Annotated in this window: 13 protein-coding genes; 9 read left to right on the forward strand and 4 right to left on the reverse strand. The window is 64.0% G+C overall.

What is annotated here, in order from left to right; all coding sequences use genetic code 11:
* Positions 1-143 precede the first annotated feature (143 nt).
* Entirely contained in the window at positions 144-1,517 is a 1,374-nt protein-coding gene (locus tag LB566_RS14070; RefSeq protein WP_224624830.1) for an amidase, read from the forward strand.
* Here LB566_RS14070 and LB566_RS14075 read toward each other — a convergent pair.
* Complete coding sequence (locus LB566_RS14075; protein WP_224624831.1) at positions 1,511-2,584, reverse strand: NAD(P)/FAD-dependent oxidoreductase; 1,074 nt, start codon at positions 2,582-2,584, stop codon at positions 1,511-1,513. The genes LB566_RS14070 and LB566_RS14075 overlap by 7 nt on opposite strands.
* Before the next feature lie 110 nt (positions 2,585-2,694).
* Complete coding sequence (locus tag LB566_RS14080; RefSeq protein ID WP_224624832.1) at positions 2,695-4,503, reverse strand: winged helix-turn-helix domain-containing protein; 1,809 nt, start codon at positions 4,501-4,503, stop codon at positions 2,695-2,697.
* A gap of 204 nt (positions 4,504-4,707) precedes the next feature.
* Between LB566_RS14080 and LB566_RS14085 the strand changes: the two genes are divergently transcribed.
* The 5 genes from LB566_RS14085 (at position 4,708) to LB566_RS14105 (ending at position 8,462) form a co-directional block, all read left to right on the forward strand.
* Complete coding sequence (locus tag LB566_RS14085) at positions 4,708-4,989, forward strand: DUF4242 domain-containing protein (RefSeq protein WP_224624833.1); 282 nt, start codon at positions 4,708-4,710, stop codon at positions 4,987-4,989.
* Between the two features lie 16 nt (positions 4,990-5,005).
* Positions 5,006-5,515, forward strand: a complete 510-nt coding sequence (locus tag LB566_RS14090; protein WP_224624834.1) for a hypothetical protein — start codon at positions 5,006-5,008, stop codon at positions 5,513-5,515.
* Between the two features lie 177 nt (positions 5,516-5,692).
* Positions 5,693-6,424 carry a methanethiol S-methyltransferase gene (gene mddA, locus LB566_RS14095; RefSeq protein WP_224624835.1) on the forward strand — a complete coding sequence of 244 codons (732 nt, stop codon included), beginning with the start codon at positions 5,693-5,695 and terminating at the stop codon, positions 6,422-6,424.
* Between the two features lie 136 nt (positions 6,425-6,560).
* Positions 6,561-6,839 (forward strand): DUF1127 domain-containing protein, encoded by a 279-nt coding sequence (locus LB566_RS14100; RefSeq protein ID WP_224624836.1) that lies wholly within the window; start codon positions 6,561-6,563, stop codon positions 6,837-6,839.
* A gap of 30 nt (positions 6,840-6,869) precedes the next feature.
* Positions 6,870-8,462, forward strand: coding sequence for a peptide chain release factor 3 (locus LB566_RS14105; protein ID WP_224624837.1), 1,593 nt, complete (start codon positions 6,870-6,872; stop codon positions 8,460-8,462).
* Positions 8,463-8,633: 171 nt separating this feature from the next.
* On the opposite strand, the gene LB566_RS14110 is transcribed toward LB566_RS14105, so the two are convergent.
* A complete protein-coding gene (locus LB566_RS14110) occupies positions 8,634-9,101 on the reverse strand; it encodes a VOC family protein (protein ID WP_224624838.1) in 468 nt (155 codons plus the stop codon).
* Between the two features lie 267 nt (positions 9,102-9,368).
* Between LB566_RS14110 and ilvD the strand changes: the two genes are divergently transcribed.
* From ilvD to LB566_RS14125, 3 genes are all read left to right on the forward strand, one after another.
* Positions 9,369-11,213: a dihydroxy-acid dehydratase gene (gene ilvD, locus LB566_RS14115; protein ID WP_224624839.1), complete on the forward strand. Its 1,845-nt coding sequence runs from the start codon at positions 9,369-9,371 to the stop codon at positions 11,211-11,213.
* A gap of 176 nt (positions 11,214-11,389) precedes the next feature.
* Positions 11,390-12,670 (forward strand): amidohydrolase family protein, encoded by a 1,281-nt coding sequence (locus LB566_RS14120; protein ID WP_224624840.1) that lies wholly within the window; start codon positions 11,390-11,392, stop codon positions 12,668-12,670.
* 103 nt (positions 12,671-12,773) lie between these two features.
* Complete coding sequence (locus tag LB566_RS14125; RefSeq protein ID WP_224624841.1) at positions 12,774-13,697, forward strand: DMT family transporter; 924 nt, start codon at positions 12,774-12,776, stop codon at positions 13,695-13,697.
* On the opposite strand, the gene LB566_RS14130 is transcribed toward LB566_RS14125, so the two are convergent.
* Positions 13,694-14,596 carry a phosphotransferase family protein gene (locus LB566_RS14130; protein WP_224624842.1) on the reverse strand — a complete coding sequence of 301 codons (903 nt, stop codon included), beginning with the start codon at positions 14,594-14,596 and terminating at the stop codon, positions 13,694-13,696. The genes LB566_RS14125 and LB566_RS14130 overlap by 4 nt on opposite strands.
* Between the last annotated feature and the right edge of the window lie 28 nt (positions 14,597-14,624).

Here is a 14,624-nt window from a genome sequence, read left to right on the forward strand (position 1 = left end):
GGGAGCGCCGTAGGGTGCCGACCTCACAGACATGAGCAATTCCGGTCAAGCACAATGGATTTCGGACTGCTCAACTCCGCTTGAAGTCGCACCGCTGTCCGCCATCTTGATCGGACGAGCGCGTGCAAGCCGGAGCATTCACCATGGATCTCGTTTTTTCCTCGACCGTCAAGCTGGCCGCCGCCATCGCCGCGCGAAAAATCTCGGCGGTGGAAGCACTCGACGCCCACCTGGCGCAGATCGATGCGCACAACAAAGCCGTCAACGCCGTCATCTCCCTCGATAGGGAAGGGGCTCGCAGCCAAGCCAAGAAGGCCGACGCAGCACTGGCGCGCGGCGCTGCGCTCGGACCGCTGCACGGCATCCCGTTCGCCCTGAAGGACATGCACCAGACATCAGGCATGACGACCACGGTCGGCTTCCCGCCTTTCGCCGATTATACGGCGAAAGAAGACAGCCCGGTCGTCGCCAGGCTGAAGGCGGCCGGCGGCGTGCTGATGGCCAAGACCAATGTCGCCAGCTTGCTGTCCGACTGGCAATCGAAAAATCCGCTGTTCGGCCGGACCAGCAACCCCTGGAATCTTGAGCGCACCGCAGGCGGTTCCAGCGGCGGTGCTGCGGCCGCGATTTGCGCCGGGATGACACCGTTCGATGTCGGCACCGACATGCAGGATTCGATCCGTCTCCCCGCCGCGTTTTGCGGTGTTTATGGCCTGAAACCAACGGAGCATCGCGTCTCGCTGGCCGGCGCTTTTCCGGACCCGGGCGACGCCGCGCGCAGCGTCCGGCTGATGTCCTGTCTCGGGCCGCTGGCGCGCAGCGTGGACGATTTGTCCTTGATCTATCAAATCATCGCCGGAGCGGACGGGCGCGACACCGATGTCGCCCCGGTGCCGGTCGAAGACATGCCGAAGCTCGACCTCAAGACACTACGCATAGCCTTCGCGTCGTCGTTTCCCGGCTTCCCGGTGGCTGGCGACATCAGTGCAGCGGTCGACAACCTTGCAGGGCAGTTGCAATCGGCTGGTGCCATTGTCGAGGAAGCGAAACTGCCCAAGCTCGATCTGCGTGATGATCTAAGGCACGGCGGAGCTCTGATTGGCATGATGATGGAGGCGGCGCAACCCGGGCCGCCGGAACAGCCGACCCCCGTCTCGCGCTGGTTCGAAGCGCTCGCCCGTCGCGACAAATCCATTCTCGCCTGGGACGCCTTCTTCGACAGTTGCGACGCGCTGCTCTGCCCGGTGGCCATGACTAGCGCGTTTCCTCATTGCGAGCCCGGCGCACCGGTCAAGGTCGATGGCAAGGACCAAAACTACTGGATGCTCCCGGCCTATGGCGCGGTGTTCAATTACAGTGGCCATCCGGCACTTTCGATACCGTACGGACAGGACCGAGACCGCCTGCCGATCGGTCTGCAACTGGTCGGCAAACGCTGGTCGGAATCACGGCTGCTCGCTATTGCCAGGGCTATGGCGCCGTTGACCGGCGGCTTCAGCCGTCCACCAAACTATTGAGCGAACCGACCCAACCCGTAGGGCGCCAGCAGCGGATCGCGCTCCCCGTCGAGGATTTCGCGCGCGGCGAACAAGCCGACCGCCGGCGCCAGCGTGATGCCGGAATGCGTCACCGCGATATAGAGGCCGTCCATGCCCTCGGCGCGGCCGATGATCGGGAAGCCGTCGATCGGCGTCGGCCGGTAACCGACCGTATGGAAATCGAGCTCCAGGCCGTCACCGCCGCGCAGCATCGCTTGCAGCGCCGCAAACTGCTCGCGCGCCGTCGCCGCCGCATCCATCCCCGGATCGGCACCGCCGAAGTCGGACCCGGCGATGATGCGGCCTTGCGCCGTCTGGCGTATGTGTAACCGCTCGGCCAGCACCAGCCCGTTGAGCAATTTTTTGTAAGGCCGCGAATGAACGATCAGGCCGGGCGGTATTTCGATCGGTAGCCTTATGCCGGCCGTCGCGGCAATCTCCGGCGAGCCGACGCCGGCCGCGATCACCACCTCGTCGGCGGCGAGCAAACCATGGGCGGTGTCCACGCCCGTCGTCCTGCCCCCGGTCTGAACAAGCCCCATAACCGTGCTGGAGACGATGCGCGCACCGCGCTGTTCGGCGTCGGCCAGCAGCGCTTTCGTTGCGGCGACCGGCTCGGCGACACCCTCCTCGGCGACATGCACGGCAAAGTCGGGAAGCTCGGCGAGATTGGGCTCGATGCCAGCCGCGCCGGCGCGGTCGACGCGCCTGATGCCATAACCCCAGGACGAATGCTCCGCCGCATAGGTCTCCAATTTGTCCGCCGGCAAGTCCCAGCACAGCCCGCCGCACCAGGCGAGCGGCAGGCCGGGCAGCTCGTTTGCTAGCCGTTTCCACTCTGCCATGGCGCGGGCGCGCAGCCGGAAATAGACTTCCGGATTGCCCCAGCTGGCATTGATCCAGGCGAAGGAATTCGGCGTGGCGACCCCGCCGGCGCCGCTCTCGGAAACGACGGTGACCCGTGCCCCGGCCGTGGTCAGGTGCCGGGCGATGGAAGCGCCGATGATACCGGCGCCAATGACGACGACTTCCTTCGCGCTGCTCATGCTCTGGCCCTTGATGGGAGTTGTTCCGTCATGCCATCGCATCGGTTCGATCTCAAGGGTGAGTTCAGGACTGGCGCCGGTTGCGGATATGGCGATCCGCTTTGCGAGAGCTACGCGCTGTCCAGCGGTTCTTTCTGCACGTCGGCGAGCAGTCGCTTCAGCTCGTCATGACGCCGCATGAGCCGTGAGGAGCCGACTTTCCTTGCAGCGGCCAGCGCGGTGCCGAGTTCCAGCTCGGCGCCGGTGCGATCGCCAAGCTGGATAAGCAGCGCCGCGAGCGACAGGCGGGCATCGGCGGCACCGATCGGCGAACCGATCTCGCTCCAGCGCGAGCAAGCGATCTGCAGTTCGCGGGCTGCATCGGCCAAACGATCTTCGCGTGAAAAGAGTTCGGCCTTGGCTTCCGCCGTCAGCGCCCGGATCGATGCCATGGGCCAGCGCTGTGGCTGACTCTCCAGTTCGGCGATGACTTCCTTCGCGCGCTCCGGCCGGCCTGTCCTTGCCGCCACCTTGGCAAGCGTGGCGAGAACCAGCCCCTTGCGCTGCAGGGTCGGCCAGCTGCTTCCGACAAGGGAACGCTCGAGAGCGGCGAAAGCGGCCTCGGACTGTCCCAGTTCCAGCTGCAACAGGGCAAGGCCTGGCTGCGGATCCCAGCCTGCGGCGTGAGATGCGCGATAGGCCACCTCCGCCTCGGAGAGATCACCGGCAGCCAGATGAATATCGCCGAGAACACGCAATGCATCGCCCGTTGCCCAAGGCGCGTCGAGCGCAAGCTGGTCGATAGCCGCGCGCACCAGCGCCTCGGCCTCCTTCAGCGTTCCGTGCACTCCGAGCACTTCTGCGCGGTGCAGCCGGCACGAGCCCGACAGGTCGTCGAGCCCGTGTCCCTTGCACCAGCTTTCGTAGCCGAGCGTCCATTGATTGGCTCTCGCCCAGTCACCGGAACTCCGGCAGGCCCACAGTATATTGCAATAGAGAATGCCGCCGACGATGGGATCAATGTCGCTCGACAGACCAAGAGCAGCCGCGAAGTCCTGGTCCTCCTCTCCGGCCTTGGTTTCCCCAAGGCAGAGCTTGAAGAAGCCGCGATAGATCAGCCCGAGCGATTCCACGACCGGATCTTCGAGATGCTTGCCGACTTCGAATGCCTGTTCGGCCAACGCCAGCGCCTGTTCAGGCTGGGCTTCCGCGCCCATGATGCGAGCGCCCATCCAGCACCACAGGCCATGCTCCCGGCTGTCGGTGGCCGCATCGATCAACTGTGCAGCGCGCTTGTGCCAGCCCTTCGCCACTGGGAGTTCGCCTCTTTCAAGGTGTATCCGCGCAAGCGTGATCGCCGGGGAAGCCGCCCGCAGTCGGTCTCCGGCGGCGCTATGGGCCGCCACCGCACGCGTCAACTGCGGAATGGCTTCGGATGGCCGCCCCATGCACTCCAGAGCCAGCGCCCATTCCTCAAGATCGGCGGTGAGAACCTGCCGTTGGGCATCCGCTTCGACGAAACAGGCCACGGCCTCTTGCCATTTCCTGGCCGTGGCTGCCGCGCGTGCACGCAAGATCTGCGATCCGGCGATCACGGCACCTGGGTCGACCGGGCTCGAGTTTGGATTGGAAGAGGCCGGTCGGTCGAGGCAAATCCGGTAGCCGAACCGTGGCAGGTTGCGCATCGCCGTTTCCATGCCGCCTTGGCGCAGGATGGTGCGAGCGAGGCTGGCAACGCGCTGCAACGAGGCTTCGGTTACCGTGACTCCCGGCCACAGTGTTTCGAGCAATTCTTCCTTGCTCAAGGCACGGTCCCGATACCGCAGCAGAACAGCCAGGAAATCGAACACCAGCGGCTGCACCTCGATCTCTCTGCCTGTGAGACGAAGAGTGCGCGATTCCTCGTTCAGCTCGAAATCGCCGAAACTATAGACCCCCATCGACAGCATTTCCTCCTGCAACAATAGGCAAGGGATCAGAACAATGTAAGGGCGCCGTAAGGACTGTTGGCCGCCCCTCCCGTAATTCTCCGTGTGCCTGGCGAGCCAAGCTGCACTTTAGCGCAGTGATCCCAGGAATGTCACCGGTAGCGGCACGATCGCCCGTTCGGCGGCATTTGAACCCCAGACAAGGAGACTACGGACATGCAAAAGTATATCATCGAACGCGAAATTCCCAAGGTCGGTACTTTCGAGCGCGAGCAGCTTCGCGAGGCATCCAGGGCCTCGAACACCGTTCTCGCAGAACTCGGCCCGGAAATTCAGTGGGTTGAATCCTTCGTCGCCGAGGACAAGACGTTCTGCGTCTACCTCGCCAAGGATGAAGAGATCATCCAGCGCCACGCCAAGATGAGCGGCTTCCCGGCCACGAAGATCACGCAGGTCAAGCGCCTGTTCGATCCGACGACGGCACATGCCGGCGCCTGACGGGGAGGGCTCTGTCGTGAAACTCCTCGCAAATCTGATCCTCGGCACGGCTTTGTCCGCAGGCATCTGGGCGTCCGCGCTCGCCTGTGGCTCCGCGGATGCCCACGATACGCCAGATCCGGCGCTTAACCGGTCGCGGGAAATGGCGTCCAGGTACGTCAACATCGAGGTCGCCAAGGCCGAGGGTTACCAGCAGTTGTTCGAATGCACCACCCATGACGAGCACGGCACGATGGGCGTTCATTTCATCAACCCCGCGCGGGCCGGAGACGGCAAGCTGGTGCTGGGCGAGCCGGACGTGCTGACCTACGAGCCGGAACAGGATGGATCCATGCAGCTTGTCGGCATGGAATACATCGTCTTCGAGAAGGACTGGAAGGGGAAGGGCGTTCCCGAGTTCCTCGGCCGCACCCTCCAGCGCAAGACCACGGTGGGCGTCCATCCTGTGGACCCCTACTACGAGCTACACGTCTGGCACTGGCGGCATAACCCTGTCGGCATGTTCGCCGACTGGAACCTTATGTGAGCTGCGAACACGACATGTCTTGAGGGGCATCACGCGGCGCCTGGGAGGGGCATTGCGTGGCCCTCCCGGTGTCTCGCGGCCATCTGGATGGTCGCCGGAGGGTTCGTTGCTCCCGTCGAGGGCCTCGTCGTCCGACCGACGCGGCCAACAGCCATCAACTTTGGAAGGAGATCGACCATGGGTCGCATTTTCGCATTCATCTACGGCTTGGCCGCATATCTCTTATTCTTTGGCACGATCGTCTACGCCATCGGCTTCGTAAGCGGCCTGGTCGTTCCCAAGGCCATCGACACCGGAGCGGTTGCTCCGCTTGCCGAGGCTCTCATCGTCAACGTCCTGCTGATGAGCCTCTTCGCGGTCCAGCACAGCGTGATGGCCCGCAGGCAGTTCAAGAAATGGTGGACGCGCCGGATTCCGAAGCCGATCGAGCGCAGCACCTACGTGCTGCTCGCAAGCCTCGCGCTCGACCTGTTGTTCTGGCAGTGGCGCCCGATACCGGCCGTGCTGTGGCAGGTCACCGATCCGACCGTAGCCACGATGATCCTCGGCATGTCATTCGTCGGTTGGGTGCTGGTCTTCACCAGCACCTTCCTGATCAACCATTTCGAGCTGTTCGGCCTGCATCAGGTCGCCAATAACTTCGTCGGTCGCGACATGCCCTCGGTGCGTTTCAGGACGCCGGTGTTCTACAAATTTGTCCGCCATCCGATCTATCTGGGTTTTATCATCGCGTTCTGGATGGCGCCGATCATGACTTTCGGCCACCTCTTCTTTGCCGCCGTGACCACGACCTACATCTTGGTCGGCATCTTTCTCGAAGAGCGCGACCTGATCGAAATGTTTGGCGACGAGTATCGGCGTTACCGCGAGCGTGTCTCGATGCTCATCCCCTGGCGCAAGTCGGCCTGAGCAGCGGCCATTCGCCAGCAAACGGCGGGCGACGACCGCCCGCGGTCCTTGCAACCATCTCGTGCCTAACAGCGACCCGTCGCCGCGCCAACGCGGCGTGCGCTCTCCCGTCATTTGAACAAGAGGAAACACAGCCATGACAACAGGACATACAGAACCGGATCTCATCGTCAATCGTTCCGTCAGCTCGCGGCTCGTCACAGTCGCCACCGAATTGTGTCTTTCCGTCCTGCGCGCCATCACCCGCATCATCCGTATTCGGCGCGACCGTGCACGGCTTTGCGAATTGCCGGATTACCTGCTGCGCGACATCGGCATCAACCGCTCCGAAATCCAGTCGATCACCTGGTTCGGCGACCGGGACATCAGTCGCCGTCGGTCCAAAACCGTCGACAGGCCGGGAAAGCGCTGCTAGAAGCCCGCGCCACAGACAGGATTCCATAAATTGGCTGAAGACATCGAACAGGCGGTATCGCGCCGCCGTACTTTCGCGATCATCGCCCACCCGGACGCCGGCAAGACGACGCTCACCGAAAAGCTGCTGCTGTTCGGCGGCGCCATCCAGCTTGCCGGCGAGGTCAAGGCCAAGAAGGACCGCATCCAGACCCGATCGGACTGGATGAAGATCGAGCGCGAACGCGGCATTTCGGTCGTGACCTCGGTGATGACGTTCGAGTATGAGGACAACGTCTTCAACCTGCTCGACACGCCCGGCCACGAGGATTTCGCCGACGACACCTACCGCACGCTGTCGGCGGTCGACTCGGCGGTCATGGTCATCGACGCCGCCAAGGGCATCGAGCCGCGCACGCTGAAGCTGTTCGAGGTCTGCCGGCTGCGCGACATCCCGATCATCACCTTCGTCAACAAGATGGACCGTGAAAGCCGCGACCCGTTCGAGATCCTCGACGAGATCGAGCAGAAGCTGGCGCTCGATACCGCGCCCATCACCTGGCCGATCGGCCGCGGCAGGACGTTTTCCGGCACCTATCACCTGGCGCTGAACGCCGTGCGCAAGGGCGACGACGAGAAGGAGCGCACGCCCGTCAACGGTCCCGATTCCAACCGCGTCGCCGGCCTGTTGCCGGAAAATGAACGCGAGGCATTCATCGAAGAGCTGGAACTCGCGCGCGAAGCCTGCCGCCCGCTCGACATCGACGCCTTTCGCGAGGGCCATCTCACGCCGGTCTATTTCGGCTCGGCGCTGCGCAATTACGGCGTGCGCGACCTGATCGAGGCGCTCGGCGCTTTCGGGCCGCCGCCGCGCGCGCAGGATGCCGACACCCGGATGGTGGAGGCGACCGAGGAGAAGATGACCTCCTTCGTTTTCAAGATCCAGGCCAACATGGATCCCAACCACCGCGACCGCATCGCCTTCGTGCGCGTCTGCTCGGGCAAGCTCGAGCGCGGCATGAAGGCCAAGCTGGTGCGCACCGGCAAGCCGATGAGCCTGTCTGCGCCGCAATTCTTCTTCGCCCGCACCCGCGTCACCGCCGACGAGGCCTTTGCCGGCGACGTCGTCGGCATCCCCAACCACGGCACGCTGCGCATCGGCGACACGCTGACCGAGGGTGAGGAGATACTCTTCCGCGGCGTGCCGAATTTCGCCCCGGAAATCCTGCGTCGTGTGCGCCTGGGCGACGCGATGAAGGCCAAGAAGCTCAAGGAAGCGCTGCACCAGATGGCCGAGGAGGGCGTCGTGCAGCTGTTTTCGCCAGAAGACGGGTCGCCGGCCATCGTCGGTGTCGTCGGCGCGCTGCAGCTCGACGTCCTGAAGGAGCGGCTGAACTTCGAATACACGCTGCCGGTTGAATTCGAGATGTCGCGCTTTTCGGTCTGCCGCTGGATTTCGGCCGACGACAAGACCGAGGTGCAACGCTTCATCGAAGCGCATCGCGGCGACATCGCCCGCGACCTCGACAACGACCCGGTGTTCCTCGCCCAGCACGCTTTCTCGCTGAACTACGAGGCGGAGCGCTGGAAGGCGATCCGCTTCGCCACGATCAAGGACTATCAGGTCCGCGAAAAGGCGGCTTGAGGAGCATTCCTCCCTTCTCCCCCTGTGGGAGAAGGTGTCGCCGAAGGCGACGGATGAGGGTGTTCCAGCGGAGTGAGGCGTTGGCGTTCCCTGGAACACCCCTCATCCGTCTCGGCGCTGACGCGCCGATCCACCTTCTCCCACAAGGGGAGAAGGCAAGATCGCGCACTTTCACCCCTTCGCCGCCTCTTCGATCTTGGCGATGTCGATCTTGCCCATCTTCATCATCGCACTCATCACCCGGCCGGCCTTTTCCCGGTCCGGATCCTGGAGCAGGCGCGGCAGCTGTTCCGGCACCACCTGCCAGGAAACGCCGAATTTGTCCTTCAGCCAGCTGCACGGGCCGGGCTCGCCGCCCTCGGTGAGCCTCTCCCAGAAATAGTCGACTTCTTCCTGCGTCTTGCAGTCGATCGACTGCGACATCGCCTCGTTGAACTTGAAGTTCGGGCCTCCATTGAGCGCCTGGAACGGCACGCCGTCGAGCTCGAACGTGGTCAGCAGCACTTTGCCTTCATCGGCGTGGCCCTTGGGCCAACGCATGACGCTCAGCACCTTCGAATTCTTGAAGATGGAGACGTAGTGGTTCATCGCCTCTTCGGCCTGGCCATCGAACCACAGGCAGGTGGTGATCTTTTGCATGTCGTGCTCCTCGGTTGCTTCTGTGCGGCTACGGTGAAACGGCAGACTTCGGGGACGGTGCCCTTCACCGCCGTTAGCCCAAGGACGGCCGAACGTCACGCTATCCGACAGTGGCCTGCGTTTTTTGCCGGATCGCGCTTTTTTCACGGAATCTGGCGCATCGCAAAATTGTGGCCAGACCTGGCTTGCGCGTCTATAACGCCTGCGATCCATATTCAGGGCCGCCACGCTCCGCATCGAGCGCCGCCGGCCAGCTAAGGAAAATTCATGCCTGCCTATCGCTCCCGCACCACCACCCATGGCCGCAACATGGCCGGCGCCCGCGGCCTCTGGCGCGCTACCGGCATGAAGGACAGCGATTTCGGCAAGCCGATCATCGCCGTGGTCAACTCCTTCACCCAGTTCGTGCCGGGCCATGTTCACTTGAAGGATCTCGGCCAGCTGGTCGCGCGCGAGATCGAGAAGGCCGGCGGCGTCGCCAAGGAATTCAACACCATCGCCGTCGATGACGGCATCGCCATGGGCCATGACGGCATGCTCTATTCGTTGCCGTCGCGCGAGCTGATCGCCGATTCGGTCGAATACATGGTCAACGCCCATTGCGCCGACGCCATGGTCTGCATCTCCAATTGCGACAAGATCACGCCCGGCATGCTGATGGCCTCGCTGCGCCTGAACATCCCGACCGTGTTCGTCTCCGGCGGGCCCATGGAAGCCGGCAAGGTGGTGCTCGCCGGCAAGGCGCAGGCGCTCGACCTGGTCGACGCCATGGTCGCGGCCGCCGACGACAAGATCTCCGACGAGGACGTCAAGGTCATCGAGCGCTCGGCCTGCCCGACCTGCGGTTCCTGCTCGGGCATGTTCACCGCCAATTCGATGAATTGCCTGACCGAGGCGCTCGGCCTGTCGCTGCCCGGCAACGGTTCGACGCTTGCGACGCACGCCGACCGCAAGCGGCTGTTCGTCGAGGCCGGACATCTGATCGTCGATCTGGCCCAGCGCTATTACGAACAGGACGACGAGACGGCGCTGCCGCGCAGCATCGCTTCCAAGGGCGCCTTCGAGAACGCCATGACGCTCGACATCGCCATGGGCGGCTCGACCAACACCGTGCTGCACATCCTGGCCGCCGCCCACGAAGGCGAGGTCGACTTCACCATGGAGGACATCGACCGGCTCTCGCGGCGCGTTCCTGTCCTGTGCAAGGTGGCGCCGGCCAAGTCCGACGTGCACATGGAGGACGTCCACCGCGCCGGCGGCATCATGGCGATCCTCGGCCAACTCGACCAAGCCGGGCTGATCAGCCGCGACCTGCCGACCGTGCATACATCAAGCCTGGGCGAAGCGCTCGATCATTGGGACATTTCCCGCACCTCAAGCCAGAACGTGCGCGACTTCTTCCTCGCTGCTCCTGGCGGCGTGCCGACGCAGGTCGCGTTCAGCCAGGACCGCCGCTGGGACGAGCTCGATCTGGACCGCGAGACGGGTGTTATCCGCTCGGCGAAGACGCCGTTCTCCAAGGACGGCGGCCTTGCCGTGCTCAAGGGCAATCTGGCGCTCGACGGCTGCATCGTGAAGACGGCCGGCGTCGACGAGTCGATCCTGAAATTCACCGGGCCGGCGCGGGTGTTTGAAAGCCAGGATGCCTCGGTCAAGGCGATCCTCTCGAACGAGATCAAGGCCGGCGACGTCGTCGTCATCCGCTACGAAGGCCCGCGCGGCGGCCCCGGCATGCAGGAAATGCTCTATCCGACCAGCTATCTGAAATCGAAGGGCCTGGGCAAGGCTTGCGCGCTGGTCACGGACGGACGCTTCTCCGGCGGAACGTCGGGCCTGTCGATCGGCCATGTCTCGCCCGAAGCCGCCGAAGGCGGCACGATCGGCCTGGTGCGGGAAGGCGACACGATCGAGATAGACATCCCCAATCGCTCGATCCGCCTCGCCGTGAGCGATGAGGAGCTCGCCAGCCGTCGGGCGGCGATGGCGGCCAAGGGCGCCCTGGCCTGGAAGCCCGAAGAAAAACGCAAGCGCAAGGTGACGACCGCACTGCGCGCCTACGCCGCCTTCGCCACCAGCGCCGACAAGGGTGCGGTGAGGCACGTTCCGGAGTAGCCTTTCCTTCTCCCCTTGTGGGAGAAGGTGGATTGGCGCGTAGCGCCAAGACGGTTGAGGGGTGCTGGTGCCATCTTGCCGAGCTGGAACTACCCCTCATCCGACTGAGCTTCGCTCGGCCACCTTCTCCCACAACAGAGAAGGGGGAGCCGGTGCCTTCAAGGGGATGACGACAGATGGACTTCGACCTTATCGTTCGCGGCGGCACATTGCCTGACGGAAGGGTTGCCGACATCGGCATCGTCGACGAGACGATCGAGGCGATCGAGCCGAAGCTCGATGGCAACGCCGGCACGACGATCGACGCGCGCGGCAATCTGGTCTCTGCGCCCTTCGTCGACCCACACTTCCATATGGATGCGACGCTCTCCTACGGCATTCCGCGTATCAACGCCTCGGGCACGCTGCTCGAAGGCATCGCTCTGTGGGGCGAACTGAAGCCGCTTCTGACGCATGAGGCGGTGCGCGATCGCGCGCTCGCCTATTGCGACTGGGCGGTGTCGATGGGATTGCTCGCCATCCGCACCCATGTCGACGTTTGCGACGACAGGCTGCTGGCGGTCGAGGCCCTGCTCGACGTCAAGAAGACGGTGGCGCCCTATATCGACCTGCAGTTGGTCGCCTTTCCGCAGGATGGGCTCTACCGCTCCCCCGGGGCACGGGAAAACACCATCCGCGCGCTGGATCTGGGCGTCGATGTCGTCGGCGGTATTCCGCATTTCGAGCGCACCATGGCCGACGGCACGCGCTCGGTGACCGAGCTTTGCGAGATCGCGGCAAACCGCGGCCTGATGGTCGACCTGCATTGCGACGAGACCGACGACCCGCTGTCGCGCCACATCGAGCAACTTGCCTATGAGACGCAGCGCCTCGGCCTTCAGGGCAAGGTGGCCGGCTCGCATCTCACCTCGATGCATTCGATGGACAATTACTACGTTTCGAAGCTTCTGCCGCTGATCGCCGAGGCGGGCGTCTCCGCCATCCCCAATCCTTTGATCAACATCATGCTGCAGGGGCGCCACGACACGTTTCCCAAGCGCCGCGGCATGACCCGGGTGAAGGAGATGCTGGCGCTGGGCATCCGGGTCGGCTGGGGCCAGGATTGCGTGCTCGATCCCTGGTATTCGCTCGGCACCGCCGACATGCTCGACGTCGCCTTCATGGGGCTTCACGTCGCCCAGATGTCGAGCCCGGCCGACATGGCGCGCTGCTTCGACATGGTCACCAACGTCAATGCCGCCATCATGGGGCTCGATCATCTAGGTCTCGCCGTCGGCAAGCGCGCAAGCCTGGTCGTCCTCGACGCCGGCAATCCGGTCGAGGCCATTCGCCTGCGCCCCGAACGCATTTGCGTCATCGCCAGGGGCAAGGTGGTGGCGGAACGAACCAGGCAGGACACCCGGCTTGCCATCCCCGGCAGGCCGGCACTGGTGAGCCGGCGGCACGTGTCGTCCTAGACCCAGCCGATTCCCGGCGCTGGCCTTGCCGATTCCCGGATTTCTCCTCGTCAAGGCGCCCGCTTCCGTCTACGACGCGGCTTGAACAGGAATCGGGATCGGCATGACGCAACCCGTGGCGCAGAATTCCACCATCAGGAACGTGCTTCTGGCCGGCATTCTTTTGATGCTGGCCGGCGACTTCCTGTTTGCGCTGAACGACGCCATGGGCAAATGGCTGGTCGCCAGCTTTTCCGTCGGCCAGGTGGTGCTGATCAGGTCGATCGGGGCGTTTTTCGTGCTCGGTCCGATGATCGCCCACCAGGGCGCCGCCAAGCTGTTCCGCATGGAACGGCCCGAATTGCAAATCCTGCGCGTCATCATGACCACGCTCGATACCGCGCTCTTCTATGCCGCCGTTGTCTATCTGCCGCTTGCGGATGTGATGAGCTTCTACATGGCCGGGCCGATCTATGTGGCGGCACTCTCGCATCTCCTGCTTGGCGAGAAGGTCGGCTGGCGCCGCTGGATGGCGATCCTGCTCGGCTTCTGCGGCGTGCTGATCATGCTCAAGCCCTCCTCGGCGGCTTTCTCGCTGTCGTCGGGCTTCGCGCTTGCGGGCAGCATTGCCTTCGCCTTCGCCATTATCCTCAATCGGCGCCTGCGCGGCACCAGCGACACCAATCTGGTGACATGGCAGACCATCGGCACGCTGCTGGTCGGCGGCGCCCTGACCATCGGCGCCTGGCAGACGCCGTCGGCGCTCGATTTCGGCGCCATGCTGCTGCTCGGCATCGTCTCCTGCGGCGCCCATCTTATGATCACGCGGGCGCTCAAGCTGGCACCGGCCTCGACGCTGGCGCCGCTGCACTACACGCTGCTTCTGTGGGCGGTGGTCTTCGGGCTGGCGTTCTTCGGCGACGTTCCCGGCCCGCGCATCCTCATCGGCTCGGGTATCGTGGTGCTGGCTGGCCTGTTCATCTTCCACCGCCAGAAAGTGGTCGACACGACGGTGCCGCCTGAAAACGTGCCGAAGGGTGTGAATTAGCCCTTGCGGATCGCCGCCAGGTGCCGCGAAAATTCCGGCGTCTCCATCAGCGCCTTGCAGCGCGCGAAGCGACCGTCGGCATAGGCCCGAAAATCGTCGACGGGATTGTCGTTGGCGAGCTGGATCAGTCCCCACAGCGTCCACAACAGGTCGCACATCGCCTTGTAGATGACGATGCGGCCGCGCTCTGCCGGTTTCGCCTCGCCGCCGAAATAGGCCCGCATCATCTCCTCGTCCTGCGCGGCATCGAACTTGCCTTCGACGGAGAGGTCGCCAAGATCCCAGAGCGGATCGTTCATTCCTGAATATTCCCAGTCGACGATCCACATCCTGTCGCCCGTATCGAGAAAATTCTCGCACAGCGGGTCGCAATGGCAGGCCACGACGGGCAGCGTGTGGGCCGACAGGGCCGCGCGCACGCCGCCGGCTTCCAGCACCACGTCGTGATAGCCGGCGGGCAGGGCGACCTCCTTGGTCGACAGCACCTTGAGATAGTCGTCGATCATCGCGAACAGTTCGAAACGGAACGGAAACACCGCACCGGACGAATGCAGCCTGCGGAAGGCCTCGCCCGCACGCGCCGGGCTGCCCGGCCGAATCCTGAATTTTTCCGGCGACATCGTCACCGCTCCGGCGATGAAGCGCGTCACCATCACCCCGGTACCCGGATCGACATGCAGCACCTCGGGGCTGACGCCTGCGTTGGCCGCCTCGCGCGCAGCCACCGCCTCATTCGCGCGGTTGATGTATTCCTCGGTCCCTTTGCCTGGAATGCGCAGGCAGAAGTCCCCCGCCTTGAAAACCAGGTTGGTGAGGCCGCCAAGCCGCTCCAGCGGCCCGCTATAGCTGGCCAGCATGGGAATGGCGGCAAGTTTTGTCCGCGCCTCGTCCATTGTCATGCCCGCGTCCCCCGCTGTTATTTGTCGC

The sequence above is a fragment of the Mesorhizobium sp. CA13 genome (assembly GCF_020165235.1).
In the GTDB taxonomy this organism is placed as follows: Bacteria; Pseudomonadota; Alphaproteobacteria; order Rhizobiales; family Rhizobiaceae; genus Mesorhizobium.

Excerpts from the sequence above, each read along its gene's own strand:
- LB566_RS14070 (WP_224624830.1), top strand. The coding sequence starts at position 144 with ATGGATCTCGTTTTTTCCTCGACCGTCAAGCTGGCCGCCGCCATCGCC.
- LB566_RS14075 (WP_224624831.1), bottom strand. The coding sequence starts at position 2,584 with ATGAGCAGCGCGAAGGAAGTCGTCGTCATTGGCGCCGGTATCATCGGC.
- LB566_RS14080 (WP_224624832.1), bottom strand. The coding sequence starts at position 4,503 with ATGGGGGTCTATAGTTTCGGCGATTTCGAGCTGAACGAGGAATCGCGC.
- LB566_RS14085 (WP_224624833.1), top strand. The coding sequence starts at position 4,708 with ATGCAAAAGTATATCATCGAACGCGAAATTCCCAAGGTCGGTACTTTC.
- mddA (WP_224624835.1), top strand. The coding sequence starts at position 5,693 with ATGGGTCGCATTTTCGCATTCATCTACGGCTTGGCCGCATATCTCTTA.
- LB566_RS14100 (WP_224624836.1), top strand. The coding sequence starts at position 6,561 with ATGACAACAGGACATACAGAACCGGATCTCATCGTCAATCGTTCCGTC.
- LB566_RS14110 (WP_224624838.1), bottom strand. The coding sequence starts at position 9,101 with ATGCAAAAGATCACCACCTGCCTGTGGTTCGATGGCCAGGCCGAAGAG.
- ilvD (WP_224624839.1), top strand. The coding sequence starts at position 9,369 with ATGCCTGCCTATCGCTCCCGCACCACCACCCATGGCCGCAACATGGCC.
- LB566_RS14120 (WP_224624840.1), top strand. The coding sequence starts at position 11,390 with ATGGACTTCGACCTTATCGTTCGCGGCGGCACATTGCCTGACGGAAGG.
- LB566_RS14125 (WP_224624841.1), top strand. The coding sequence starts at position 12,774 with ATGACGCAACCCGTGGCGCAGAATTCCACCATCAGGAACGTGCTTCTG.
- LB566_RS14130 (WP_224624842.1), bottom strand. The coding sequence starts at position 14,596 with ATGACAATGGACGAGGCGCGGACAAAACTTGCCGCCATTCCCATGCTG.